Source organism: Pseudomonas sp. V88_4, from assembly GCF_029967985.1.
GTDB classification, from domain to species: Bacteria; Pseudomonadota; Gammaproteobacteria; order Pseudomonadales; family Pseudomonadaceae; genus Aquipseudomonas; species Aquipseudomonas glycinae.
Window position 1 is genome coordinate 335,089 of the sequence record NZ_JASCAF010000002.1, and the last position, 22,549, is coordinate 357,637.

Below are 22,549 nucleotides of genomic sequence, written 5' to 3' on the forward strand. Positions count from 1 at the left end.
GGCGCGATAAACGCAGGGAAGGGCGTTTCAGCAGGGCGAGGGGCGCGAAACCGTACAGATTGTCCTGCTCAGCCGTGGTTTTGCTCGGTCAGGCGCTGCACCACCAGCCGCCGGTAATGCGAAGGCGTCATGCCTTTGAGCTGCTGAAAGCGCCGATTGAAATTGGAAATATTATTGAAGCCCGACTCGAAGCACACCTCGGTCACCGGTTTGTCGCCATCGGCCAGTAACTCGCAGGATTTGCTGATGCGCAGGCGATTGACGAATTCGATGAAGTTGCGCCCGGTGGCCTGCTTGAACACGCGGCTGAAATAGGTGGGTTTCATGCCCAGGTGCTCGGCGACTTCTTCAAGGGGGAGCTCGCGGGCGTAGTGGGCGAAGATGTAATCCACCGCGCGGTTGGTGCGGTCGATGTTGTGCTCGTCGGCCAGTTGCGGGGTGGTTGCGCCGGACAGCAGTTGGTAGTCGTCGCATGCCGCCAGCAATTCCATCAGGATGAAAAAGTGCCCGAGACGGGTGATGCCGGTTGAATCGGCGATGCGTTGCATCAGGGTCATGGCCTGACGAATTGTCTGCGGCGAGCGGAATTCGATGCCGTATTGCGCACGCTCGAGCAGCGGCGCCAGGGTCTTGAGTTCGGCAAATACCTGATGGCCGCTTTCGAACAGTTCATCGGTGAAGTTGACCAGCATGTCGCGCTTCTCGACCACTTCATCCTCGGCCACCTGGCTGATCCAGTTATGCGGCAGATTCGGGCCGGTCAGGAACAGGGTCTGAGGATAGAAGTTGCCGATGTAGTCGCCGATGAACACCTTGCCCGAACTGGCGACGATCAGGTGCAGCTCGTACTCCTTGTGAAAATGCCAGCGCACCAGCGGGCAGGGGAAACCGTGCTGGCGATAGATGATGGACAACCCGTTGTGGTCATCCATCAGCTCATAAGAGGGGTCGGTCACGCGGGCTGTTCGGGTCATGGCAGAGCGCTTTTATTGTTATCGCCCGATGATCATGCCTCGTTCCTCGTCGGTTGCGCCAGTTTCCATTACCGCTCAGAGCGCCCTTTCCCGGACTTTCATCAGGTTGGCAATCCGGCAAATCTCTACCAGGTCCGACTCTTCGATGAAGTCGACATTGATGATATTGCACTTCAATGCCCAGTCACTGTTGTCCAGATCGAACCATTCGTTCAACTGGTCATGGATGTCGACGGGACCGCCCAGGTACGAATAACTAGTGGCGGACAACGACCAGGGACGCCAGGAGCCCGGTGGATTCTGCATGACACTGCCGATGAACGTCCTCAGCTCGTCAGGCGAAGTCGTATCGGTGCCTGACCACTTATGGCTTACATACTCGTGGAATATCGTGTGATCAAGTTCTATGCCTGGACCGGCGGCAAACACTCGCTGTTGCGGGCTGGCGCGCTTCAGCTCTCGCAGGCTCAGAGCCGCGTTCCAGCGTGGGATAAGTCGATGCCCGAGAAAACTGCTCATTATTTTATTGAAGTAGTCGTGGTCGAAGTCTTTGCCATCAAGTTTGTGAAAATCAAGAACAATGAATTCGTCAGGGTTTTTTTGCAGAAAAAGTTCTACGTCGTTGATCAGCTGCCCTAAAGTCCGAGAGTTTCGAAAACCATTATGGTGAAGAATGAATTTTTTTGGACCTTCGGCACTGGCTTCGTAGCTCAGGCGAATATCCAGCGCTCTGGAACCATGGTGCAGTTGGGCGTAAAAGGTATCGTGCTGACATACCAGCCAATGGCGAGACGGGTAGAGCGGATAGTCGGCGCGCCAGTCACTGCCTGCGTTGTGGGTGCCGGGCAATGTCAGTTCAGCGATTGTCAGTGTATCAATGGCGGGCGTTGCGCCCATCCAGTTATTGTTGCTCATTTATGCATCCTGCGTGATTTAAAGAGTCGTTGGCAATTCAAGTTTTTGTTTGAATGGCACTTGCAGGATGTTTATAGCGTTTAACTTTTTCAATGGCTATTGGTGGATTGATGCAAGTTGTTGGTGATTGATTTTATAGTTTTCCGTCATCTCGGTTGTTCCGGTTTTTTGCTTCGATCCACTGCGCCATGTACTGAGTGCTTTTGTGTGCGTGATGACGCAACATGCTGCCAGTGAAGTTGTTTTTTCGGAGTTGCGCGAGATGTTTACGGCAGTATTTGATTTTCTCAATAAGGGCAGGACCGTGAATCGCTTGTTGATAGCGATCACGCAATAGTGTGCTGCCTTGAGTTTGAGCGGTTTGCCACAGCCCCTCGTCCTTGTACAACTGAACCGCTGCATCGGCGAACGCGCGCGCCGACTGCGTCACGGCTCCTGGCCAGAGATGATCCGTGTGCATACCCTCAGCACCGATCGGCGTCGTCACGCTGGGCGTTCCGCAGAGCATGGCATCGATCAGCTTGCCCTTGATGCCAGCGCCGAAACGCAGGGGGGCCAGGCAAATCCGGGCATCGGACATGACCTGCAATGCATCCTCCGCCCAGTTCATGATGTGAAACCCCTGGGACGCATTGTGCAGCGCTGTTGCCTTGGGCGGCGTATACGCGCCGTAGACATGTAATTGTGCCTTGGGCAGTTGCTCGCGAATCAGCGGCCAGACTGTCGTCTTCAGCCACAGAACGGCGTCCCAGTTCGGGGCGTGACGGAAATTGCCGATACTGAGGAAGTGCGCGCGCTCCTCGAAGGGTTTTGACGGTGTGCCGAGTGGTTCGACCATCAACGGACACCAGTGCAACAACTCCGGTGGCAGCTTGAACTGTTGTACCAGCAACTCGATTTCCACTGGCGAGATCATCAGGTTCAGATCGCAACGATAAAGCGCGGCGATCTCGCGCTTGGCCAGATCGGTTTCGGCCATCAGTTCGAACTCTTCGGCGAGCGCCGGGGCAAACAATCCCTGGAAGTCGTTGGCGTCGTCGCTGAGCTTCAGTCGATCTTTCAAGCGCTGGTGTCGAGCATGCCGCAGGCTCTGCAGGTCCGACGTTTCCAGAACGCGCAAGGCATCGGGGCAGTGTTTTTCCACTCGCCATCCGAACTGTTCTTCGATCATGAACTGGTCGAACAACACGATGTCCGGGGCCAGTTCACTGATAAACACATCGAAACTGCTGTTGTTCAGTTCGATCGGTACTTCGTGAATGCCCAGCGCAGTCAGATCGGCACGGTGCTCACCGGTACCGGCCGGGCTGGCAAAGGTAACTTGCCAGCCTTGTCGCAGGAACGTCTCGAGAATCTGCATCACATGCCCGCTGGCGGCGGAGGAGCGAGGTTCCGGCCAGACGTAACCAATGACGAGGACTTTGGTTGCGGGCTGACTCATGAGTAACGATTCCTGGGACAAAGGGACAAAAAAAGGCGCGCGAATTAGAACACAATGCGCGCGCCTGCCAATCCGCTTTTTATCAGGTCGGTGCCTTGCTCAGCTTGAGTCGCACCGAGCCGTCGATGAAGCCAAGCCTGTTGGTGTTTTTCAAGCCGTTCTGAATGCGAGCGAGATTGAGCAAGAACGTTTCCCGGTGTGTCCGTGCCTGATCGAGCATTGATACCGCCAGTGAGTAGGAATCGGCGTTGAGCAATGCCGGATGCTTTTTAACGAGCGACGGCAGCTTATTTTCAATAAGCCCCAACAACTCGAAGCCCTCATCATGAGTGGCCCGGAAATGCGGATTGGAAAGGTTTTTAGGGTGCGCCTTGTGAGCATCCTTGGCGAAATCCAGCAATCCTGCCACGTCCATATCGGCAGGCCCGGCGCCGGCCTGTTTCAATTGCCCGTAATACAAGTCCAGGGTGTCCGGCGCGCCGTGAGCCATTTCATGAACCAACACATCTCCAATCCGGCCATCGTCGTATTTGGCTATACGGTAATAGTCGTCCAGTCCGTCGGGGTAGATCACCAGAAATCGCTCCGGAGGGTTTTTCAAGTACGAGCCGTCGAGGACGCTGGCCTTCCAGCGCCTGTAAACCGGCGGCCGCAACGCAGCGTTGGCTTCCGAGCCTTTTTTGAACGACATGTTGGCAAGCGTGACGTAATCCAGATCGTTGCGCATGTTGTGCAAGTTGGCTTTCACATGCCTGAGTACTTCATCGGAATCATTGCCAAAGACGTGCTTGAGAACCGCGCGCATGTCAGCGTTGTCGTTCTCCAGGAGCATCAGAACAGCATTATCGAGTTTGGATTTGGCTGTCGGCAGGGCTCTTTTCACATAGGCGCGGGTATAGCTGAAGGGTTTCGAGCGACCGAAGAGTCGGCGAAGCGGCGCCAAGGGCGAGACTTTAAGGTTTCTCAACTTGGGTCCCCAGGCACCGCCAACCCTGTGATTCAGTGCATACCAGTCATTGTTTCGCTGAAGTGCCAACAGACTGACCGCATCCCCCGGATTGTTCGCAGCCTTCCAGGTACCTTGAAACAGGTCTGATTTCTGCGCAGCCTTGACCAGATCGTAGGATTGCGCGCTTCCAGTCAGTTTGCGCAACTGGCCGGTGGCGGTTTCCAGAGTGTTCAGCCCGTATTTGCTCAGAAGCAGCACGCCCTTTTTGGCCAGGCGCCCACCTTGCACAGCCAACGTCGGCAACCCGTCCAGCGGGTTGAAAATGGACACCGAAAAATGCGCCCCTGCCTTGGCAATGCTCAGAGCCTTGGCGGTCGTCGAGGTGGTCTTGCCGGCGATGCCGACAATCGTTGCACCGAAACCGACAACCAGTCCCAGTAACGCCAGACCGTCGAGAATGCAGCCGCCGATGCCCTCGGTTACTTGAGACGCGTCACCGGATCGCAGGTCCTCGACACATTTCTTGAAAGGCACGATCACATTGATGATGGCTTCATTCACCTGATCATTTTCGGCGCGTATTTGCTGCAGTTCGGTCTTTGCGTACAACGATGAATACAGTTCGTCACGAGTGGCCACCGGGTGATTGCCCAGAATCCCTTGCGCCAAGGATTGGAAGGCTGCGGAAAAGAAAAGCGGAACCGGATGCACTTCCTCGGACGTCAGGGTGAAATGCCAAAGCTTTTCCACGACCGCGCCAGACTTCACACCGTGTTTCGGCTCGCTGCCATTGAGATAGGCGTCGAGGTCAAGAGGCCATTGGCGCTCGGGTTTTTTGGGCTGAAAGTCCGTGTCCGCGCCTTTGTAGGACAGTGAAGGCTCTTCATACACAACCCCGGTGGAACGCAACATGTCGGCCAGCTCCGGGCGCTCGCGACAAAGTCCCCTGAGAGAGAACAGTTCATAACAATGGAATGCCTTACCGTTTTGGCAGCCCAGAATAATGCCGTAACGCCCCTTGGCAGCATTGCGATGGCGTTGGGTTTCTTCAAATGGATTGAGCGTGTTTACCGACTTTCGAACGGTATATAACGTGATGAAACCATTGGCCAGCATTGTCCTGTCACGTTTGGGCAAGTTTGACACTGCCATTTTGATGATGGACTGGAGGCTCTTCTGCAAAGTTTGATGGTATTGCTCAAAAACCTCGTCGAACAGCGAGTCGATGGGTTCCAGTTCGCCGAACCGTGAGAAGGCGTTAGCGGGGGGATTGAATGTTTCGGTGGTTATGAACTTGTCCGTCAACTTGCCGTCAACGACCAGATCACCTGACAGATAGAGGTCGAGAATGGAAACACGGAGTCTCTCTATTTTTGAATGTTCGCCGTTTGCATTACTCAGGCTGACAGGATGATAAAGCAGTAACCACTCCAGAATGTTGCGCTCACCCAATGACGGGTCGAACCTGGCTTTGAATACTCGTTGTTCAAGATAATCGCCCGCCGGCAAAACGCGTTTCAGCGCTTGCAGTGCCAACTCCCGTCGTTCAGGCGGAACAACTGAAATACCTGTCTCGACTTCATTCAATGCTTCGGCATATTCGCTGAAACGGTTGGCGGCGATGATGAAGGCATCTACGTCATATTCATTGTCGGTCGTCGCAGGCAAGACACCGTTGAGCATTGCCCACTGGATAACCGGCGTGATGGTTGCCAGTTCGTGCATCGCACGTTGAGCGGTACTGACGGGCGCCAGTTCAGAAAATGCCTTCACCCGGGCGTAGGTCATCAGACGCGAAGCGCCGGGCGCGGCGAGCTCAATCAGTGCGACCGCCTGGGACAGAATGACCCAGCCAGGCTTGCCGATCGTCAATTCGACGGGCATTTGCTGAACGAGGAACTGGGGTGCCGCGCCTGCCAGCAACAGGTGTGCGGCCAAAGGCCCCAGTTCAGGCTCCAGCTGCGTTTCGACGATCAGTTGTTTTTCAAATGCCTGTACCACCTGCGAAGGGGTCCTCAAAGCATTGTCCGGTTGATACAGAGCAAACCCGGCGATTGTTTTCGCGTGCCGTTCGACATCGACTTTCAGATCCAGAATCAACGCGGTGGCTGCCAGACATTTGATTTGTCGTTTCGCCACTTCCCGGTCAGCCTGTTCCAGGTGCCATTGCAGCCGCTGATGCAGAACTTCACCCAGCATTCTGGCTTTCGGCGAATCGAGAAAGCGTTCCAGGTAGTCGGCCGCGCGTTCGCGCCGACCAACTTCAGGCACCTGGCGCAGATCTTCCGTGGCAATGAACTTCAACAGACTGGACTGACCTTGCGTGAGCTCGTCAGTGACCAGCGTGATGGTTTTGCGTGCCTCTGCCGACAGGTGAAAAGGCGAGTCGACGGGTTCCCCCAGCAATTGATAAAAGTCGGCTGTATCCGGGCTTTGCGGAATTTCGAACTGAAGAAACTCGACCAGATTACGCACTTGTTCAACATTGCCGGGCAGGGTGTATTCATGAAAGCGAAGCCACTGTTCGACTGCAAAGAACTCCCCGGAAAAAACACAGCCGCCGGTTTTTTCCGCGCAGTCCCCCAACATCAGGATGTCATTGAGCAAGTCGGTGCTAATGGCGGAGTCGTTGGTGATATCAACCCATCCATCCTTGATCAGGACCCTGAGCCTGGCCTGCTCATCAATACAGACAACAGTGTCATCAGGCAGAGAATGTTTCTGCGCAAGGAAAGCAAAGTCCTCGGTTTCGAGCATCTTTGACAAAGCGACGCGGGCAAATTCCAGAGCATTATCAAACGTCGTGCCGGACAAACGGGGCACTGTGGTGTCGCGCAAATCGATGAGTTCAATGTCCGGGCGTTTTCCTGCAAGGGTAGAGAGGCTTGAAGCAATGCTGGATTTTTCTGTTTGATCGAGCTTTCGACGCGAGGCAACATTCCCGAAGTCGAATGTAGCGTCGTCTATATCCAGCAGGCTTGTGCCCTGTGCAAGTTGCATAAGCAATTTATCCTTGGCTTATATTCTGAATTAGTTGTCCTCGGCAGTTATGTAAAAGTTGGTGGTGCGTATAAAACACAACTACGGAACAGTCGCAGAATAGTTTTGTTCTGCGGCTGATGAACAGTTGTAGTTGGTTTCAAAGTTGGTCAGGGCAGATCCAGGATCCGCCCTTTGAATAGTTCGGGAATGGAAGTTGAAACTTTCAGGAACACTCAAGTACGGCTTTGACTTTGTCTCGTAACTGATCGATTGAAAACGGTTTGCCGATCACGTGCATGTCCGCAGGCGCTTCAATCGTCTCTGCGTAACCGCTGGCGAACAGGATGGGCAGAGTCGGGCGCAGTGTGCGGGCTTCGGTAGCCAGTTGACGGCCATCCATGATCGGCAAGCCGACGTCGGTCATCATCAGGTCGATGTGCTGATTCAAATCCTTGAGGATTTCCAGCGCCTGTTCGCTGCCATCGGCCTCCAGAACCCCGAACTCCAATTCCTCCAGCACGTCGACGATCAGCATGCGCACGATGGAGTCGTCTTCTACTACAAGAATGGTGGGCGTGGTAATGGACATAATGGCGGCTCTCAAGAATGGGGTGGGGCGCCGGTCGATCAAAAATGCCGGGCTCTTGCATGAGTAAGTGGCGCATGGCCACAAGTTCCCGAATGGATACAAAAAAGAATAGGCGCAAACGGGCGGGCAAGGATACCTGTTGGCTCGCGATTCGGCGTAGGCAAATGTAGGAAAACAGCACTAAAGCAGTGAGAAAAATGGATCCATACCGCCTTTTTGGGGCAAACTCTCTGGTTTTCAACAGTTCGACAAGGCTGCCACATGTCCTCTCCGTCTTCGGTTGATGAGCAACGGTTTCGCAAACTACTGAGCCGCAACGTCAGTCTGCCGCTGGGCGTCGGCGTCATCAGTGCCGTGTTCTTCGTTTCGCTGATCACCTATTTGTTGTCGGTTATCCAGTGGGTGGAGCACACCGACCGGGTGATCAATAACGCCAATGAAGCAGTGAAACTCACGGTGGACCTGGAAACGGGCATGCGCGGGTATCTGCTCAGCGGCGACGAGCATTTCCTCGATCCGTACGAGACGGCCAAGCCTCGCATTGCTGTAGCTCTGAATACCTTGCTCGAACTGACTGCGGACAATCCGGCCCAGACCGACCGCCTGCGCCGTCTTCAGGCGCTGCAAATCGAGTGGGCGAATTACGCGCAGTCGATGATCGATCTGCAACGCGCCAGTGGCGATTACAAGTCGGCGGTCAAAGCGGGGAAGGGCAAGCGCCTGACCGACGAGATACGTAAGCAGTTCGAAGATGTGATTGAAACCGAACAGTTGCTGCGTGCCTCCCGTAACGAAGACGTGCGCCGCACCACGGTCTGGAGCATCAGTCTTTATCTGCTGTTCGTCGCGGGCATCAGCGGTCTGCTGGCCTATGTCGGCAGGCGCGATTTGCTCAATCTGTCGCAAAGCTATGCCGCGACCCTGGCGGCGCAAGAGGCCAGTGCAAAACGTCTGGAACAGCAAGCCTGGTTGCGCAACGGCCAGACCCAGCTCGCCGAACAAGTGCTGGGGCAACTGACGGTCAATCTGTTGGGGCGCAATATCCTGCAGTTCTGCGCCCAGTATCTCGGAAGCGCCGTGGCTGCGTTGTATGTGCGCGAGGAACATGGCGGCCTCAAACGCGTGGCGACTTACGGCTTCTCCCGCGAACAGGAACAACAGAACCAATCGATCTACAGCGAAGAAGGTCTGGTCGGGCAGGTCGCCCAGCAGGCTCGGCTGATTCGTCTCGACTCGGTGCCCTCCGACTACTTCAAGGTCAGTTCCGGCCTCGGCGAAGGTCTCCCACACAGCGTTCTGGTGGTGCCGACCAGCGATGACGACCGGGTCAACGGCGTGATCGAGCTGGGTTTCCTGCGTCCACTCACCGACCGTGATGTGGCGTTGCTGGAACTGATCGCCGGCAATATCGGCACGTCTATAGAAGCGGCGCGATACCGTCAGCGTTTGCAGGAAGTGCTGGCCGAAACCCAGCAACTCAACGAAGAGTTGCAGGTGCAGCAGGAAGAGCTGAAAACCGCCAACGAAGAGTTGGAAGAACAGTCGCGGATTCTCAAGGAGTCCCAGGCGCATCTGGAAACCCAGCAAGTGGAGCTGGAGCAGACCAACGAGCAACTGGCCGAACAGGCCAAGACCCTGGCCGAGCAGCGTGACGCCATGGATCAGAAGAACAATGAGCTCAATCAGGCCCAAGTGCAGCTCGAAGAACGCGCCGAGGAATTGCAGCGTTCAAGCAAATACAAGTCCGAGTTCCTGGCCAACATGTCCCATGAACTGCGCACGCCGCTGAACAGCTCGCTGATCCTGGCCAAGCTGTTGGCGGAAAATCCGCAGGAAAACCTCAGTGCCGAACAGGTCAAGTTTGCCGAATCGATCTATTCCGCCGGTAACGATCTGCTCAACCTGATCAACGACATTCTCGACATTTCCAAGGTGGAAGCCGGCAAACTCGAAGTGGTGCCGGAGAACACCAGCGTGGCACGTCTGGCCGACGGCTTGCGCGGGATGTTCGAACCGCTGGCGGCAGACAAGCAACTTGCATTCAGTGTCCAGTTGCAGCCCGATGCACCGAGTACGCTGTTCACCGACCGCCAGCGTCTGGAGCAGGTGATCAAGAACCTGCTCTCCAACGCGGTGAAATTTACCGAAAACGGCGCAGTCAGCCTGACCATCGCCGGCCAGCCAGACGATCGCATCGCCTTTATCGTGCGCGACTCGGGGATCGGGATCGCGGCGGATCAACAGGAAAGCATTTTCGAAGCTTTCCGCCAGGCGGACGGCACCACCAACCGCAAATACGGCGGCACTGGCTTGGGCCTGTCGATTTCCCGGGATCTGGCGACGTTGTTGGGCGGCTCGATCAGCGTCAGCAGTACGCCGGGGCAGGGCAGTGTCTTCACCCTGGTGCTGCCGCAGCACTACCGCGAACCGGGCGACGCGCCTGTCGCGCCGCTGACGTTCAGCCCGCCAGCAGCAGCTCCGGTCATGGCATCCGCTGTAGCGGTGTCGCCGCTGGCCTCTGTCGAGATTCCGCGCTTCAACGATGACCGCGATAAAGCGCCGTTCAATAGCCGCTGCATTCTGGTGGTGGAGGACGAACCGAATTTCGCCCATATCCTCTACGACCTGGCCCATGAACTGGGTTATCAGTGCCTGGTCGCCCACGGTGCCGATGAAGGTTATGACCTGGCGAGAGAGTTCGTGCCGGACGCGATCCTGCTGGACATGCGCCTGCCGGATCACTCGGGCCTGACCGTTCTGCAACGCCTGAAAGAACACGCCGAAACCCGGCATATCCCGGTGCACGTGATTTCCGTGGAGGACCGCGTCGAAGCGGCGATGCACATGGGTGCCATCGGTTACGCGGTGAAACCGACCACCCGCGAAGAGCTCAAGGACGTGTTCGCCCGTCTTGAAGCGAAGCTGACCCAGAAGGTCAAACGCGTGCTGCTGGTCGAGGACGATGATCTGCAACGGGAAAGCATCGCCCGCCTGATTGGCGACGACGACATCGAAATCACTGCCGTGGGCCTGGCGCAGGACGCGCTGGAACTGCTGCGCACGACGATCTTCGACTGCATGGTCATCGACCTGAAGCTGCCGGACATGCTCGGCAATGACCTGCTCAAGCGTATGTCCACCGAGGACATCTGCTCGTTCCCGCCGGTCATCGTCTATACCGGGCGTAACCTGACCCGCGACGAAGAGGCCGAACTGCGCAAGTATTCGCGTTCGATCATCATCAAGGGCGCCCGCTCGCCAGAACGTCTGCTGGACGAGGTCACACTCTTTCTGCACAAAGTCGAATCGCAGTTGTCCCATGAACGGCAGAAGATGCTCAAGACCGCCCGCAGCCGCGACAAGGTCTTCGAAGGCCGTAAAGTGCTGCTGGTGGACGACGATGTACGCAACATCTTCGCCCTGACCAGTGCGCTGGAAACCAAGGGTGCAGTCGTGGTGATCGGCCGTAACGGTCGTGAAGCGATTGAAAAACTGAATGAAGTCGAGGACATCGACCTGGTGCTGATGGACGTGATGATGCCGGAAATGGATGGTTATGAAGCCACCATGGAAATCCGCAAGGATCCGCGCTGGCGCAAGCTGCCGATCATCGCGGTGACGGCCAAGGCCATGAAGGACGATCAGGAGCGCTGCCTGCAGGCGGGAGCCAATGATTATTTGGCCAAGCCCATCGACCTGGATCGCCTGTTCTCGCTGATTCGCGTGTGGTTACCCAAGATGGAACGCATTTAGTGGAACGTAGTCATCCCGTTGAACGGAACAGTGAAATCGAACTGCGATTGCTGATCGAGGCGATTTATCTCAAGTACAGCTACGATTTTCGCGATTACTCCGGCGCGTCGATCAAGCGCCGCGTGCAGCACGCATTGAGCCAGTTTGAATGCGCGACCATCTCGGCCTTGCAGGAGAAAGTCCTGCACGACCCGACGGCGTTCATGCAATTGCTGCAACTGCTGACGATTCCGGTCAGCGAGATGTTCCGCGATCCGTCGCACTTCCTGGCGATCCGTCAGGAGGTGGTGCCCCTGCTCAAGACCTATCCGTCGATCAAGATCTGGATCGCCGGCTGCAGTACCGGCGAGGAGGTCTACTCGATGGCGATTCTGCTGCGCGAGGAAGGCCTGCTCGACCGCACGATCATCTACGCCACCGACATCAACCCGCGCTCGCTGGAAAAGGCCAAGCAAGGGATTTTTTCGATGGAGAATGTGCGTGCGTACACCGCCAATTATCAGCAGGCGGGCGGCCAGCACTCGTTTGCCGACTACTACACTGCAGCCTATGGCTACGCGATTTTCGACAAGAGCCTGTGCGAGAACGTGACCTTCGCCGATCACAGTTTGGCGACCGATAGTGTATTCTCCGAAACTCAATTAATTTCGTGTCGTAACGTGTTGATTTACTTCAACAAAAAACTTCAGGATCGAGCGTTTGGGTTGTTCCATGAGTCGTTGTGCCATCGCGGTTTTCTGGTGTTGGGCAGCAAGGAAACCCTGGACTTTTCCAGCTATTCCAACCAGTTCGAACCGTTGGTGAAACAAGAGCGGATCTATCGCAAATCATGATCAGTACAGCGGATTTGCCTCGGGTCGAGGCGATTGTGGTCGGAGCCTCCGCCGGTGGCGTCGAGGCCTTGCTGACCTTGCTCGGTTCGCTGCGGGCCGGGTTCGCGTTACCGATCATCATCGTGCTGCATTTGCCGGAAGAGCGTCGCAGCCAGCTCGCCGAGGTGTTTGCCCGGCGGCTGGCGCTGCCGGTCGCCGAAGCCATCGACAAACAGGACATCACTCCCGGCACGGTGTACTTCGCCACGCCGGGTTATCACTTGTCGGTGGAGCAGGATCGCAGCCTGTCACTGAGCCTTGAAGACCGCTTGCACCATTCGCGCCCGTCGATCGACTTCCTGTTCGAGTCCGCTGCCGATGTTTACGGGCCAGCGCTGGCGGCGGTGTTGCTGACGGGCGCCAACCACGATGGCGCGCGGGGGCTGGCACAAGTCAAATCTCAGGGCGGGCTGACCATCGTGCAGGACCCTGAAGAGGCGCAAGTCGCCACCATGCCTCGCGCGGCGCTGAAAACGCACCAACCGGATTACATCCTTCCCATACACGGCATCGGCCGTCTGCTTGTCGAGCTGGAACGAATCGCATGCTGAGTAATATCCAGGCAAAACTGCTGATCGTCGACGATCTGCCCGAGAACCTGCTGGCCCTCGAAGCGCTGATCAAACGCGAAGACCGCACCGTCTATAAAGCGTTATCGGCGGACGAAGCGCTGTCGCTGCTGCTGCAACACGAATTCGCCATGGCCATTCTCGACGTACAGATGCCCGGCATGAACGGCTTTGAACTGGCCGAACTGATGCGCGGCACCGAGAAAACCAAGAACATCCCGATCATCTTCGTCAGCGCCGCCGGCCGTGAACTCAATTACGCGTTCAAGGGCTATGAAAGCGGCGCGGTGGACTTCCTGCACAAGCCGCTGGATATCCATGCGGTGAAGAGCAAGGTCAACGTCTTCGTCGACCTGTACCGCCAGAGCAAGGCGATGAAGCAACAGGTCGAAGCCCTCGAGCAAAGTCGTCGCGAACAGGAAGCGCTGCTGCAGCAACTGCAGCGCACCCAGGGCGAACTGGAGCAGGCAGTGCGTATGCGCGACGACTTCATGTCGATCGTCGCCCATGAAGTGCGCACACCGCTCAACGGCCTTATCCTCGAAACCCAGTTGCGCAAGATGCACCTGGCCCGCGACAACGCGGCAGCGTTCACCCTCGACAAGATGCACGCGATGGTGGACCGTGACGAACGCCAGATCAAAAGCCTGATTCGCTTGATTGAAGACATGCTCGACGTGTCGCGGATCCGCACAGGCAAGCTGTCGATCCGACCGACTCGTTTCAATCTCGCGCAATTGGTAGGCAATGTGTTGCAAAACTTCGCCCAGCAGATTGAAGCTGCCGAGACGGAAGTCAGCTTCACAGCGGCTGAGCCGGTGGAAGGGCATTGGGACGAGTTTCGCATCGAGCAGGTCGTGTCGAACCTGCTGACCAACGCCTTGCGTTATGGCGGAAAAAGTCCGATCCAGGTACGGGTCTATCGCCAAGGCAATGAAGCCCGGGTCGAAGTTCAGGATCAGGGCATCGGCATCAGCGAGGAGAACCAGAAACGCATTTTTCAACAGTTCGAACGGGTTTCCGCCAAGACGGTGGTGGCCGGCCTCGGGCTGGGTCTGTTCATTTCCGAGCAGATCGTCGCCGCCCATGGCGGCTCCATCGTCGTCGAAAGCAAGATCAACGAGGGCGCCCTGTTTCGCGTTTGTCTGCCGCTCCAGGAAAACGGCGAAACAAACGCAACCTCTGAGTGACCACACGGTCGTATCAGCAGCTATTGACCGAACAAAGGCTTCCCATGAGCGTAGATGCACAAGATGTAGTACTCGTCGTCGAGGACGAACCGGTGATCCTGATGGTTCTGACAGACTATCTGTCAGGCCAGGGCTATCGCGTATTGCAGGCCGAAAACGGCGAGCAGGCGTTCGAGATTCTGGCGAGCAAGCCGCATCTGGACATGTTGATTACCGATTTTCGTTTGCCGGGCGGCATCTCGGGCGTGCAGATCGCCGAGCCTGCTGTCAAATTGCGCCCGGATCTGAAAGTGATCTTCATCAGCGGCTATCCGCAGGAAATCCGCGAGACCGGCAGCCCCATCACTCGCCGGGCGCCGATTCTGGAAAAACCGTTCGATCTGGATGTGTTGCAGGAGAAGATTCAGGAACTGCTGGCCTGAGGCGTGAACCGCCTCAGCTCTTGATCATTTCCCGTACCTTCGCCGTCAGCAGATCGAAGGTGAACGGTTTGGTGATCATCTGCATGCCGGAGTCGAGGAACCCGCCGCGCACCGCAGCGTGCTCGGCATAACCGGTGATGAACAGGACCTTCAAGTCTGGCCGGTATTGCCGGCCGATTTCAGCCAATTGACGTCCGTTCATGCCGGGCAGGCCGACGTCACTGATCAGCAGATCGATGCGTTGTTCCGAATCCAGAATCGGCACGGCTCCGTCGGCATCGCTGGCTTCGACAAATCCATAACCCAGTTCACTCAATACCGCACTGACCAGCACCCGCACCGCTGGGTCGTCTTCGACGATCAATACAGTTTCGCCTTCCATGGCATCGGGTGCCTGTTCCGCGTGCACTGGTGTGTGAGGCAATGATTCGCCCTTGAAGCGCGGAAGATAGAGTCTGACGGTAGTGCCCTCGTCGATTTTGCTGTCGATCGAGACATGCCCGCCGGATTGCTTGCTGAAACCGTAGATCATCGATAGGCCCAGGCCCGTACCCTGGCCGATCGGCTTGGTGGTGAAAAACGGGTCGAACGCGCGATTAATCACACTTTCGGGCATGCCGCAGCCGTTGTCCGTCACGCTCAAAACGACATAATCGCCGGGTTCCAGGTTGCTGTAAGCGTCGGTGAAATCCCGCTCAAGCACCTGATTTCCGGTCTCGACTACCAGGTTGCCGCCATCGGGCATCGCGTCACGCGCGTTGATCACCAGGTTGAGCAGGGCGCTTTCCAGTTGATTCGGATCCGCCTCGGCCACCCACAATTCTTTATGCAGGCGCATGTCCAGCTGAACGCTTTCGTTGAGGCTGCGCTGCAGCAGTTCACCCATCGATTGCACCAGATCGTTCATCTGTACGGCTTTGGAATCCAGCGATTGGCGACGGGAAAACGCCAGCAGACGATGGGTCAGGCCAGCGGCGCGGTTGGCCGAAGTCACCCCGAGATCGATGAGGCTGTCGAGATCGTCAAGACGGCCACGAGCCAGTCGCCGACGCAGCAGTTCGAGACTGCCGATGATCCCGGTCAGCATGTTGTTGAAGTCGTGGGCGATACCGCCGGTGAGTTGACCGACCGCTTCCATCTTTTGTGACTGACGAAGAGCTTCTTCGTTGTGCCGCAGTTGCGCCGTGCGTTCCTCGACTTGTTGCTCGAGGGTTTCGAGGGTTGATTGCAGGCGCCGCTCGCTATTGCTCAGGTCGATCAGGCGATCGCGGGCCTCGTATTGTCGTCGTCGCCCTCGCAGGGCCGTGGAGATCAGGCTGACCAAGGTCACCGGATGGAAAGGGCGCTCGAGAAACGTCACGTTGCCCAGTAATTTGCTGAGCTGAGACGAGGGGCCCTGTCCTGAGCCGCCATGGTGTGTCAGTAGCACAATGGGCAGGTCTGACCAGGCGGGCTGTTGATCGAGATATGACAGCAGGGATTCCAGCTCCGGGCCACGCAGGGCCTCGGCGGCGATTAGCAGTAACCCGGCGCCGGGTTCAAGTTCGGCACAGAGCGTAGCCAGATCGGGCGTGATCAGACCACCGTAGCCGGCCTCGTTGAGGATCATCAGCGCCACCTGGCTGTCGCGCCCCATGGGCGCAAGGATCAGTGCTCGTTCCGACAGCGGTACGGTGACGGTCACAAGTTCTCATCCTTAAGCAGCGGGTTGCTCGCGCCGAGGTAGGTGGGCACGCCGCGCAGTACGCCCTGGAAGGCGTCCAGCGGTTCACCGATGGTCATGCCACGTTTGGAAATACGGTACTCGCGAATGGTTGATTCGTGGCTGCCGGTACGTTTCTTGATAATCGAAATTGCCCGGCGAACCTTGCCGATCGCTTCGAAATAACGCAGCAGAATCACAGTGTCGGCGAGGTAAGTGATGTCGACCGGGGCCTGCATGTCGCCGACCAGACCATGTTGAGCGACGGTCATGAACGTCGCGGCGCCCTTGCGGTTCAGGTACAGCAACAGTTCATGCATGTGCAGCACCAGGGCGTTCTCCTCCGGCATCGCGGCCTGATAGCCGTTGATGCTGTCGATCACCACGGTCTTGATGTCACCTTCATCGACGCAGCGTCGCACCCGGTGGGAAAACTCGCCGGGGGACAATTCGGCGGCGTCCACCTGTTCTATCAGCAGATTGCCGGTGGCCTGCAACGCCTTGAGGTCAATGCCGATGTTGTTCATGCGCTCGAACAGCAAGCCCAGCTCTTCATCGAAAATGAACAGCGCAGCCTTTTCACCACGCGCCACGGCCGCCGCCGCGAAAATCATCGTGATCAAGGATTTGCCCGTGCCCGCCGGTCCGAGAATCAGCGTGCTGGAGCCGGTCTCGATACCGCCACCGAGCAAGGCGTCCATTTCCTTGATGCCGCTGGACAGTTGCAGCCGTGGGTAATCGCCGCGGTGCTCCGCCGCCACCAGACGCGGGAAGACGTGCACGCCATCGCCCATGATGGTGAAGTCATGGAAGCCGCCACGGTATTTCTGGCCGCGGTACTTGATCACCCGCACGCGACGACGTTCAGCGCCATAGTTGGGGGTCAGTTCTTCAAGGCGGATCACGCCGTGGGCGACACTGTGGACGGTTTTATCGAGGGATTCGGTGGTCAGGTCATCCAGCAACAATACCGTAGCGTCGTAACGCACGAAGTAATGCTTGATCGCCAGGATCTGTCGACGGTAGCGCAGCGAGCTTTGCGCCAGCAGGCGAATTTCCGACAGGCTGTCCAGCACGACCCGGGTGGGCTTGAAGCGCTCGACCACTTCGAAAATCTGTTTGGTTGCCTCGCCCAGTTCAAGGTCGGAGGAGTAGAGCAGGCTCTGATGATGCTCGGCGTTGAGCAGGCTTTCCGGGGGAGTCAGCTCGAAAATCTCGATATTTTCGTTCAGCTCCCAACCGTGGGATGCCGCGCCCTGACGCAACTCGCGCTCGGTTTCGGACAGCGTGATGTACAACGAACGTTCGCCGGCACGGGCGCCGGCCAGCAGAAAATGCAACGCGACGGTGGTTTTACCGGTTCCAGGCTCGCCCTCCAGCAAGAAAACGTGACTGCGGGACAGACCACCGGCGAGGATATCGTCCAACCCTTCGATGCCGGTGGCGGCTTTTGCACTGATCAACGCGTTCGATGTAGACAAAAAATGCCCTCTCATGACTAGGGAAAAGGAGGCAGCGGGCGCCGGACGCCGTTTTGCACTACCTGATTACTTGACCCTTTGCCGAGACCACGGTTCCGAGTTTCTTGCCGGATGTGTCCAGATTACCGCTAGAGGCCTTGCTGCAACGAGGGATCGTCCGGGTTCATCTGTTCGAGCTGAGCGAGCAGAATCTGTACGTTCTGCAACTGGCCGCTTTCTTTCCAGTAATTGATCAACAGCACTCGCGCCTTGCGGTCGGCAGGATGGCGCTGGACAATTTCCTGCAACTGCTTTTGCGCCGCTTCCAGCTCTTCGGCGCTGTGCAGGGTGGTTGCGAGGTCGTAGCGATAGTCTTTGTTGTCGGGCTCCAGCTCCACGGCTTTGGACAAGCCGAGCAGGGCATATTCACGTTGATCGTGGTGCAGCAGCCAGAGGCCCAGGGCATGCTGCAGATAGGCCGAATCGGGCTGGGCCTTCAACTGTCGGGCCAGCAGTTGCCGGGCGGCATCGCTCTGTCCCTGACGGTCGAGCACTTCGATCTGCATTACCAGCGCCGGAAGGTTGCCGGGATCCAGGCGCAAGGTCTGCTCCAGTGCTTGCTGTGCCTGTTTCAGTTCGGCGTTGTGCAGATACAGACGCGCCAGCTGCGCATAGTTGGCGGCGCTTTCCGGCTGGCTTTTGAGCGCCTGCTCCCACATGTCGATGCCTTGCTGGAGCGGGGCAAAATACAGGCCCAGTTGATCCGGAGACAAGCCGAGCAGGGCGTTGATCGCAGCAAAGCGTACGGTTTGATCCTCATCGTCGAGCAACGGGCCCAGGAGCAGACTGCGCTGGCCGCCCGGCACCAGGCCGGTCACGCTTTTTATTGCCGCCAGCCGGACCTCCGGCGATTGGTTTTGCAGATCGGCGTCCGCCAGTTTCAGGGCCTGGGGGCTCGGATAATTGGGTAACTCCGCATGCAGCCAGACGCGACGTTTGACCGACAGGTCCGGACGTCCCAGTTGCTGGTACAAAACCCGAGCGGCACCCGGCTGGCCGGCGCGCGCAGCGGCCAGTGCTTCACTGTAACCATGCTTGATCGCTTCCGGCACCACGGGCGCGGTACTGCGCAATGACAGCCAGGCCACGCAGAGGGCCAGCACAAGGCCGAGGCTGATGAGCAAATAACGGCGAGACTGAGACATGCGAATTTCCGAACTTTCGTTTTGTAGCGGAGGTCGCAAGCTTCTGTCAGCTCGCGCCGTGAGTCAAACTCTCTGCCCGATATGACCTACTGCAAGCGTTGAATCGACCTACAGCCCGTGTCCACCCTGTTAGCCGTCATGCCCTCCATGCAGTGTCTACGCTTTCAGAAGTTGTTTCGACGAGGCTATCCATGCAATCCCTGTTCATTTACTTCAGAGCGGTGATCCACCCAAGCCAGGCAGTGCTGCTGTTCGCTTTGCGCACCATCGTCGCCGGATTGCTGACCTTGTACCTGGCGTTCCTGTTCGATCTGGATCAGCCGAAATGGTCGATCATGGCGGTGGTGATCATCAGCCAGCCACTGGCCGGCATGGCGCTGGCACGCAGCTTCGGGCAAATCATCGGGACGACCCTTGGCGCAGTGGTGGCGGTGGTGCTGATGGCGATTTTCCCCCAGGCGCCGTTGCCGTTCATCACGACCCTGGCGCTATGGCTGGCCCTGTGCACGGCCGGCGGCACATTGCTGCGCTACACCAGCTCCCAAGCGTTCGTGCTCAGCGGTTATACCGCCGTGGTGGTGGCGCTGCTGGCGATTCCGGACCAGGACGGCACTTTTCTGCTGGCGGTGACCCGGGTTACTGAAACCTTGCTGGCGGTGGCGTGCGTATGCGTCGTCAGCCTGCTGACGGCGCGGCCCGAAGCGGTATCACGCAACTATTTCGCGAAGGTCGATCAGGTCATCAGACTGGCTGCTACCCATGCTGCCGCCGTGTTGCGCACCGAAGAAAGCGAAGCGGACTTTCAGCGCCGGCAAATGCAGCTGCTGGCGGAAATCAGCGCCCTCGAAGGACTGCGCCGGCATTTATACTTCGACGCCCCGCGCCTGCGCAGTGCCAACAATCTGGTGCTCTTGCTGGGTAATCAACTGATGCTGCTGACCTCGCGCCTGACTGCGTTGCGTCATCAGCGGGAATTGCTCACCGAACGCTGGGAGGGCGATCTACCGTTGGATATCCAGCAATTGCGCGCCGAGGAGCTGGTACTTCTTGATCAGCTCGCACAGCAAGGACGCTCATTGCCAGCCGAAGCGCGACATCAGTTCGTTGCGCTGCAACAACAGTTCGAAGGACTTGCCTACAAGGCCGAACAACTGACGGAAGACATGAGTGCAACCCTGCGCTCGCTGGCCTGGGCATTGCGCTGGGAACAGGCGCGGCTGTTGCAACAACTGGAACAGATACTCGAGTTGAGCGACGCGATACAGGAGGGGCGGGAAGCCAGTTGCATGTTCCGCGGCCAGTCCAGCCCCTTGCACCTGGATTTCACCCTCGCGACGATGAACGCCATCCGCGCCTTCAGCGCGTTGCTGGTAGCCGGATTGATCTGGATCGAGACCGCCTGGGACGGCGCGCGGGGCGGGATGATTCTGGTGGGGATTCTGTGTTCATTGATGGCGACGTTTCCGCGCCCCTTGATCGCCGCGCAGAGTTACGCCCGAGGGTTGGGGCTGGCACTGGTGGTATCGGCGTTCTATCAGTTCATGCTGGTCCCGGCGATCAATGATTTCGAAATGTTGGCCTTGCTGCTCGCGCCTTTGCTGTATGTGATTGCAGTCGGACTGTCCAGCCCGGCCACCGCCGGTATCGGCATGGGCCTGGGCCTGTCGAGTTTCCTGATGCTTGGGCCGCAGAACGTCGGCACCGGGCAGAACACCGCCATTCAATGGTTCGAATTTGCCGGAGCCTACGTCAGCGCAGCGATGCTGGCTCTGATCGTCTACGCCTGGATTTTCCCGTTCCGCCCGGCCCTGCGCATCCGGCGCTTTTACAACGAAGCGCGGGAGCAGGTCTACCAATTGACCAAGAGCCCGGCCAGCGACGAAGAGCAATTTGCCTTCGAAAGTCGAATGGTCGATCGTCTGACCTCGATGCAGGGCGTGTTGCCGGCCGCCAATGATCGGGACATGCAACGTCTGTATGAGATCAGTCTCGCCTGCGTGGCGCTGGGTGTGGCCATGCACCAGCTCAGGCAACAGGCACAGAACAACACATTGCTCACGGACGCTTTCGGTCAAGAACTGTCGACGGCATTGCGTCAGACCGGCCGTTTCGTCGCCGGCCGCCCGGACGTGCGCCTGACACCGTTGCTGACCACGCTGCATGCGCTTGGCGATGAGTTGGATGCCTTGCATGTCGCCACCCATGAACACTTGTGGTCGGTGTTTCGCATGCGTGTGGCCCTGTTGATCGTGGTGTCGTTTCTGGAGCGACATGGCGAGCATTTGCAGCCCGACCGTTCTGAAGGAGAGCCCGTCCTTGCCCATTGATTTCGAGATCGGCGGCGTTTACCTGCCCCCCATTGCTCAGGCCCTGTTACTGGCCATACCGGTTTTTCTGCTGCTCGACTGGGGGTTGCGCCGGCTCGGCGTCCTGCGCTTTGTCTGGCATGAGGCCCTGTTCGAAGGCGCCTTGTACGCCTGTGTATGCGCCACCTTTATTCTGTTAATGGGAGCCTGAAACCTTGAAGACGTTGCTCACTCGATTGACGACATTGGCAGTGGTGCTGCTGGCAATCGTGCTTGGCTGGTTCGCCTGGGAACATTACACCCGGGCGCCGTGGACGCGGGATGCGCGGGTGAGGGCGGACGTGGTGACGCTGTCAGCGGACGTCTCGGGCCGCATCGTCACGCTGGCGGTGCAGGATAACCAGCATGTCGAAAAGGGTCAGTTGTTGCTGGAGATCGACCCGGCTCGCTACAGCCTCGCCGTCGAGCATGCGAAACGCTCGGTGGAGGTCTCAAAGGCCACGCTTGGTCAGTCGCAAGCGGCCATTGTCGCCAGCGAAGCATTGCTCAAACAGCGCCAGAGTGAAGAGCGCCGGCGACGTACGCTCAAGCAGGGGTTCGCGATTTCCGGAGAAGAGTGGGAGAAGTCCAGTACCGACGTGGCGGTGGCCCAGGCCGATCTGCTGCGCAATCAGGCGAATCTCGGCCTGGCCGAAGCCAACGTGCAGCTGGCGATTGCCGCACTGACCCAGGCTGAACTGGATCTGCAACGTACCCGAGTCGAAGCGCCGGTCAGCGGATATGTCACCAATTTGTTGACCCGTCAGGGGGACTACGCGGTGGCCGGCGGTGCCTTGCTGGCGCTGGTGGACAGCAGCTCCTTTTATGTCAGCGGCTATTTCGAAGAAACCAAGTTGCCAAGGATCGAGGAGGGTGACCGGGTGCGGATCGAATTGATGAGCGGGGAAAAATTCGGCGGCACCGTGCAGAGCATCGCCTTCGCCATTGCTGACCGGGAAAACGCGCCGGGCAGTCGCTTGCTGGCCAACATCAACCCCAGCTACACCTGGGTAAAACTCGCGCAACGAGTACCGGTGCGGATCGGTATCGATCCCGATTATTCAGGTAAGGACCGACTGAGAGCCGGCACCACAGCGACAGTTACGGTGCTGGAAAACCCTGAAAGACAGGCGCAAAAAAGCCCCGCGACCGAATGATACGCGGGGCAAAAAATTTGGTTG

At 57.7% G+C, this 22,549-nt stretch carries 16 protein-coding genes; 8 read left to right on the forward strand and 8 right to left on the reverse strand.

The window, feature by feature from the left end; translation table 11 throughout:
- Nucleotides 1–68 precede the first annotated feature (68 nt).
- The 5 genes from QLG12_RS04185 to QLG12_RS04205 form a co-directional block, all read right to left on the reverse strand.
- A complete protein-coding gene (locus QLG12_RS04185; RefSeq protein ID WP_011334055.1) occupies nt 69–974 on the reverse strand; it encodes an AraC family transcriptional regulator in 906 nt (301 codons plus the stop codon).
- A gap of 75 nt (nt 975–1,049) precedes the next feature.
- A complete protein-coding gene (locus QLG12_RS04190; protein WP_282473975.1) occupies nt 1,050–1,889 on the reverse strand; it encodes a phospholipase in 840 nt (279 codons plus the stop codon).
- Nucleotides 1,890–2,022: 133 nt separating this feature from the next.
- Nucleotides 2,023–3,330, reverse strand: a complete 1,308-nt coding sequence (locus tag QLG12_RS04195; protein WP_282473976.1) for a glycosyltransferase — start codon at nt 3,328–3,330, stop codon at nt 2,023–2,025.
- Between the two features lie 82 nt (nt 3,331–3,412).
- Nucleotides 3,413–7,279 carry a hypothetical protein gene (locus QLG12_RS04200; RefSeq protein WP_282473977.1) on the reverse strand — a complete coding sequence of 1,289 codons (3,867 nt, stop codon included), beginning with the start codon at nt 7,277–7,279 and terminating at the stop codon, nt 3,413–3,415.
- A gap of 205 nt (nt 7,280–7,484) precedes the next feature.
- The gene (locus tag QLG12_RS04205; protein ID WP_085654080.1) at nt 7,485–7,850 is read right to left on the reverse strand and encodes a response regulator; all 366 of its coding nucleotides are present in this window, start codon (nt 7,848–7,850) and stop codon (nt 7,485–7,487) included.
- A 261-nt stretch (nt 7,851–8,111) separates the two neighbouring features.
- On the opposite strand from QLG12_RS04205, the gene QLG12_RS04210 reads away from it, so the two are divergent.
- The 5 genes from QLG12_RS04210 to QLG12_RS04230 are packed head-to-tail and all read left to right on the forward strand — an operon-like array spanning nt 8,112 to nt 14,656.
- The gene (locus QLG12_RS04210) at nt 8,112–11,603 is read left to right on the forward strand and encodes a response regulator (RefSeq protein WP_197868153.1); all 3,492 of its coding nucleotides are present in this window, start codon (nt 8,112–8,114) and stop codon (nt 11,601–11,603) included.
- The gene (locus QLG12_RS04215) at nt 11,603–12,436 is read left to right on the forward strand and encodes a protein-glutamate O-methyltransferase CheR (protein ID WP_064381715.1); all 834 of its coding nucleotides are present in this window, start codon (nt 11,603–11,605) and stop codon (nt 12,434–12,436) included. The genes QLG12_RS04210 and QLG12_RS04215 overlap by 1 nt, the downstream gene beginning before the upstream one ends.
- Nucleotides 12,433–13,026: a chemotaxis protein CheB gene (locus QLG12_RS04220; RefSeq protein ID WP_197868151.1), complete on the forward strand. Its 594-nt coding sequence runs from the start codon at nt 12,433–12,435 to the stop codon at nt 13,024–13,026. Before QLG12_RS04215 ends, QLG12_RS04220 begins: the two co-directional genes overlap by 4 nt.
- A complete protein-coding gene (locus QLG12_RS04225; protein WP_197868150.1) occupies nt 13,020–14,234 on the forward strand; it encodes a hybrid sensor histidine kinase/response regulator in 1,215 nt (404 codons plus the stop codon). Before QLG12_RS04220 ends, QLG12_RS04225 begins: the two co-directional genes overlap by 7 nt.
- Nucleotides 14,235–14,278: 44 nt before the next feature.
- Nucleotides 14,279–14,656: a response regulator gene (locus tag QLG12_RS04230; RefSeq protein ID WP_007954537.1), complete on the forward strand. Its 378-nt coding sequence runs from the start codon at nt 14,279–14,281 to the stop codon at nt 14,654–14,656.
- A 13-nt stretch (nt 14,657–14,669) separates the two neighbouring features.
- On the opposite strand, the gene QLG12_RS04235 is transcribed toward QLG12_RS04230, so the two are convergent.
- From QLG12_RS04235 to QLG12_RS04245, 3 genes are all read right to left on the reverse strand, one after another.
- Complete coding sequence (locus QLG12_RS04235) at nt 14,670–16,340, reverse strand: ATP-binding protein (RefSeq protein WP_197868149.1); 1,671 nt, start codon at nt 16,338–16,340, stop codon at nt 14,670–14,672.
- Nucleotides 16,337–17,839 carry an ATPase domain-containing protein gene (locus QLG12_RS04240; RefSeq protein ID WP_197868148.1) on the reverse strand — a complete coding sequence of 501 codons (1,503 nt, stop codon included), beginning with the start codon at nt 17,837–17,839 and terminating at the stop codon, nt 16,337–16,339. Before QLG12_RS04240 ends, QLG12_RS04235 begins: the two co-directional genes overlap by 4 nt.
- 128 nt (nt 17,840–17,967) lie before the next feature.
- Nucleotides 17,968–19,023: a tetratricopeptide repeat protein gene (locus QLG12_RS04245; RefSeq protein WP_108561875.1), complete on the reverse strand. Its 1,056-nt coding sequence runs from the start codon at nt 19,021–19,023 to the stop codon at nt 17,968–17,970.
- A 191-nt stretch (nt 19,024–19,214) separates the two neighbouring features.
- Here QLG12_RS04245 and QLG12_RS04250 point away from each other — a divergent pair, with 191 nt between their 5' ends.
- Genes QLG12_RS04250 through QLG12_RS04260 form a run of 3 tightly spaced genes read left to right on the forward strand, consistent with a single transcriptional unit; the run spans nt 19,215 to nt 22,525 of the window.
- Nucleotides 19,215–21,350, forward strand: a complete 2,136-nt coding sequence (locus QLG12_RS04250) for an FUSC family protein (RefSeq protein WP_197868146.1) — start codon at nt 19,215–19,217, stop codon at nt 21,348–21,350.
- Nucleotides 21,340–21,540, forward strand: coding sequence for a DUF1656 domain-containing protein (locus tag QLG12_RS04255; protein ID WP_064381702.1), 201 nt, complete (start codon nt 21,340–21,342; stop codon nt 21,538–21,540). The genes QLG12_RS04250 and QLG12_RS04255 overlap by 11 nt, the downstream gene beginning before the upstream one ends.
- A 4-nt stretch (nt 21,541–21,544) precedes the next feature.
- Nucleotides 21,545–22,525: an HlyD family secretion protein gene (locus QLG12_RS04260; protein WP_236192899.1), complete on the forward strand. Its 981-nt coding sequence runs from the start codon at nt 21,545–21,547 to the stop codon at nt 22,523–22,525.
- Nucleotides 22,526–22,549: the final 24 nt, after the last annotated feature.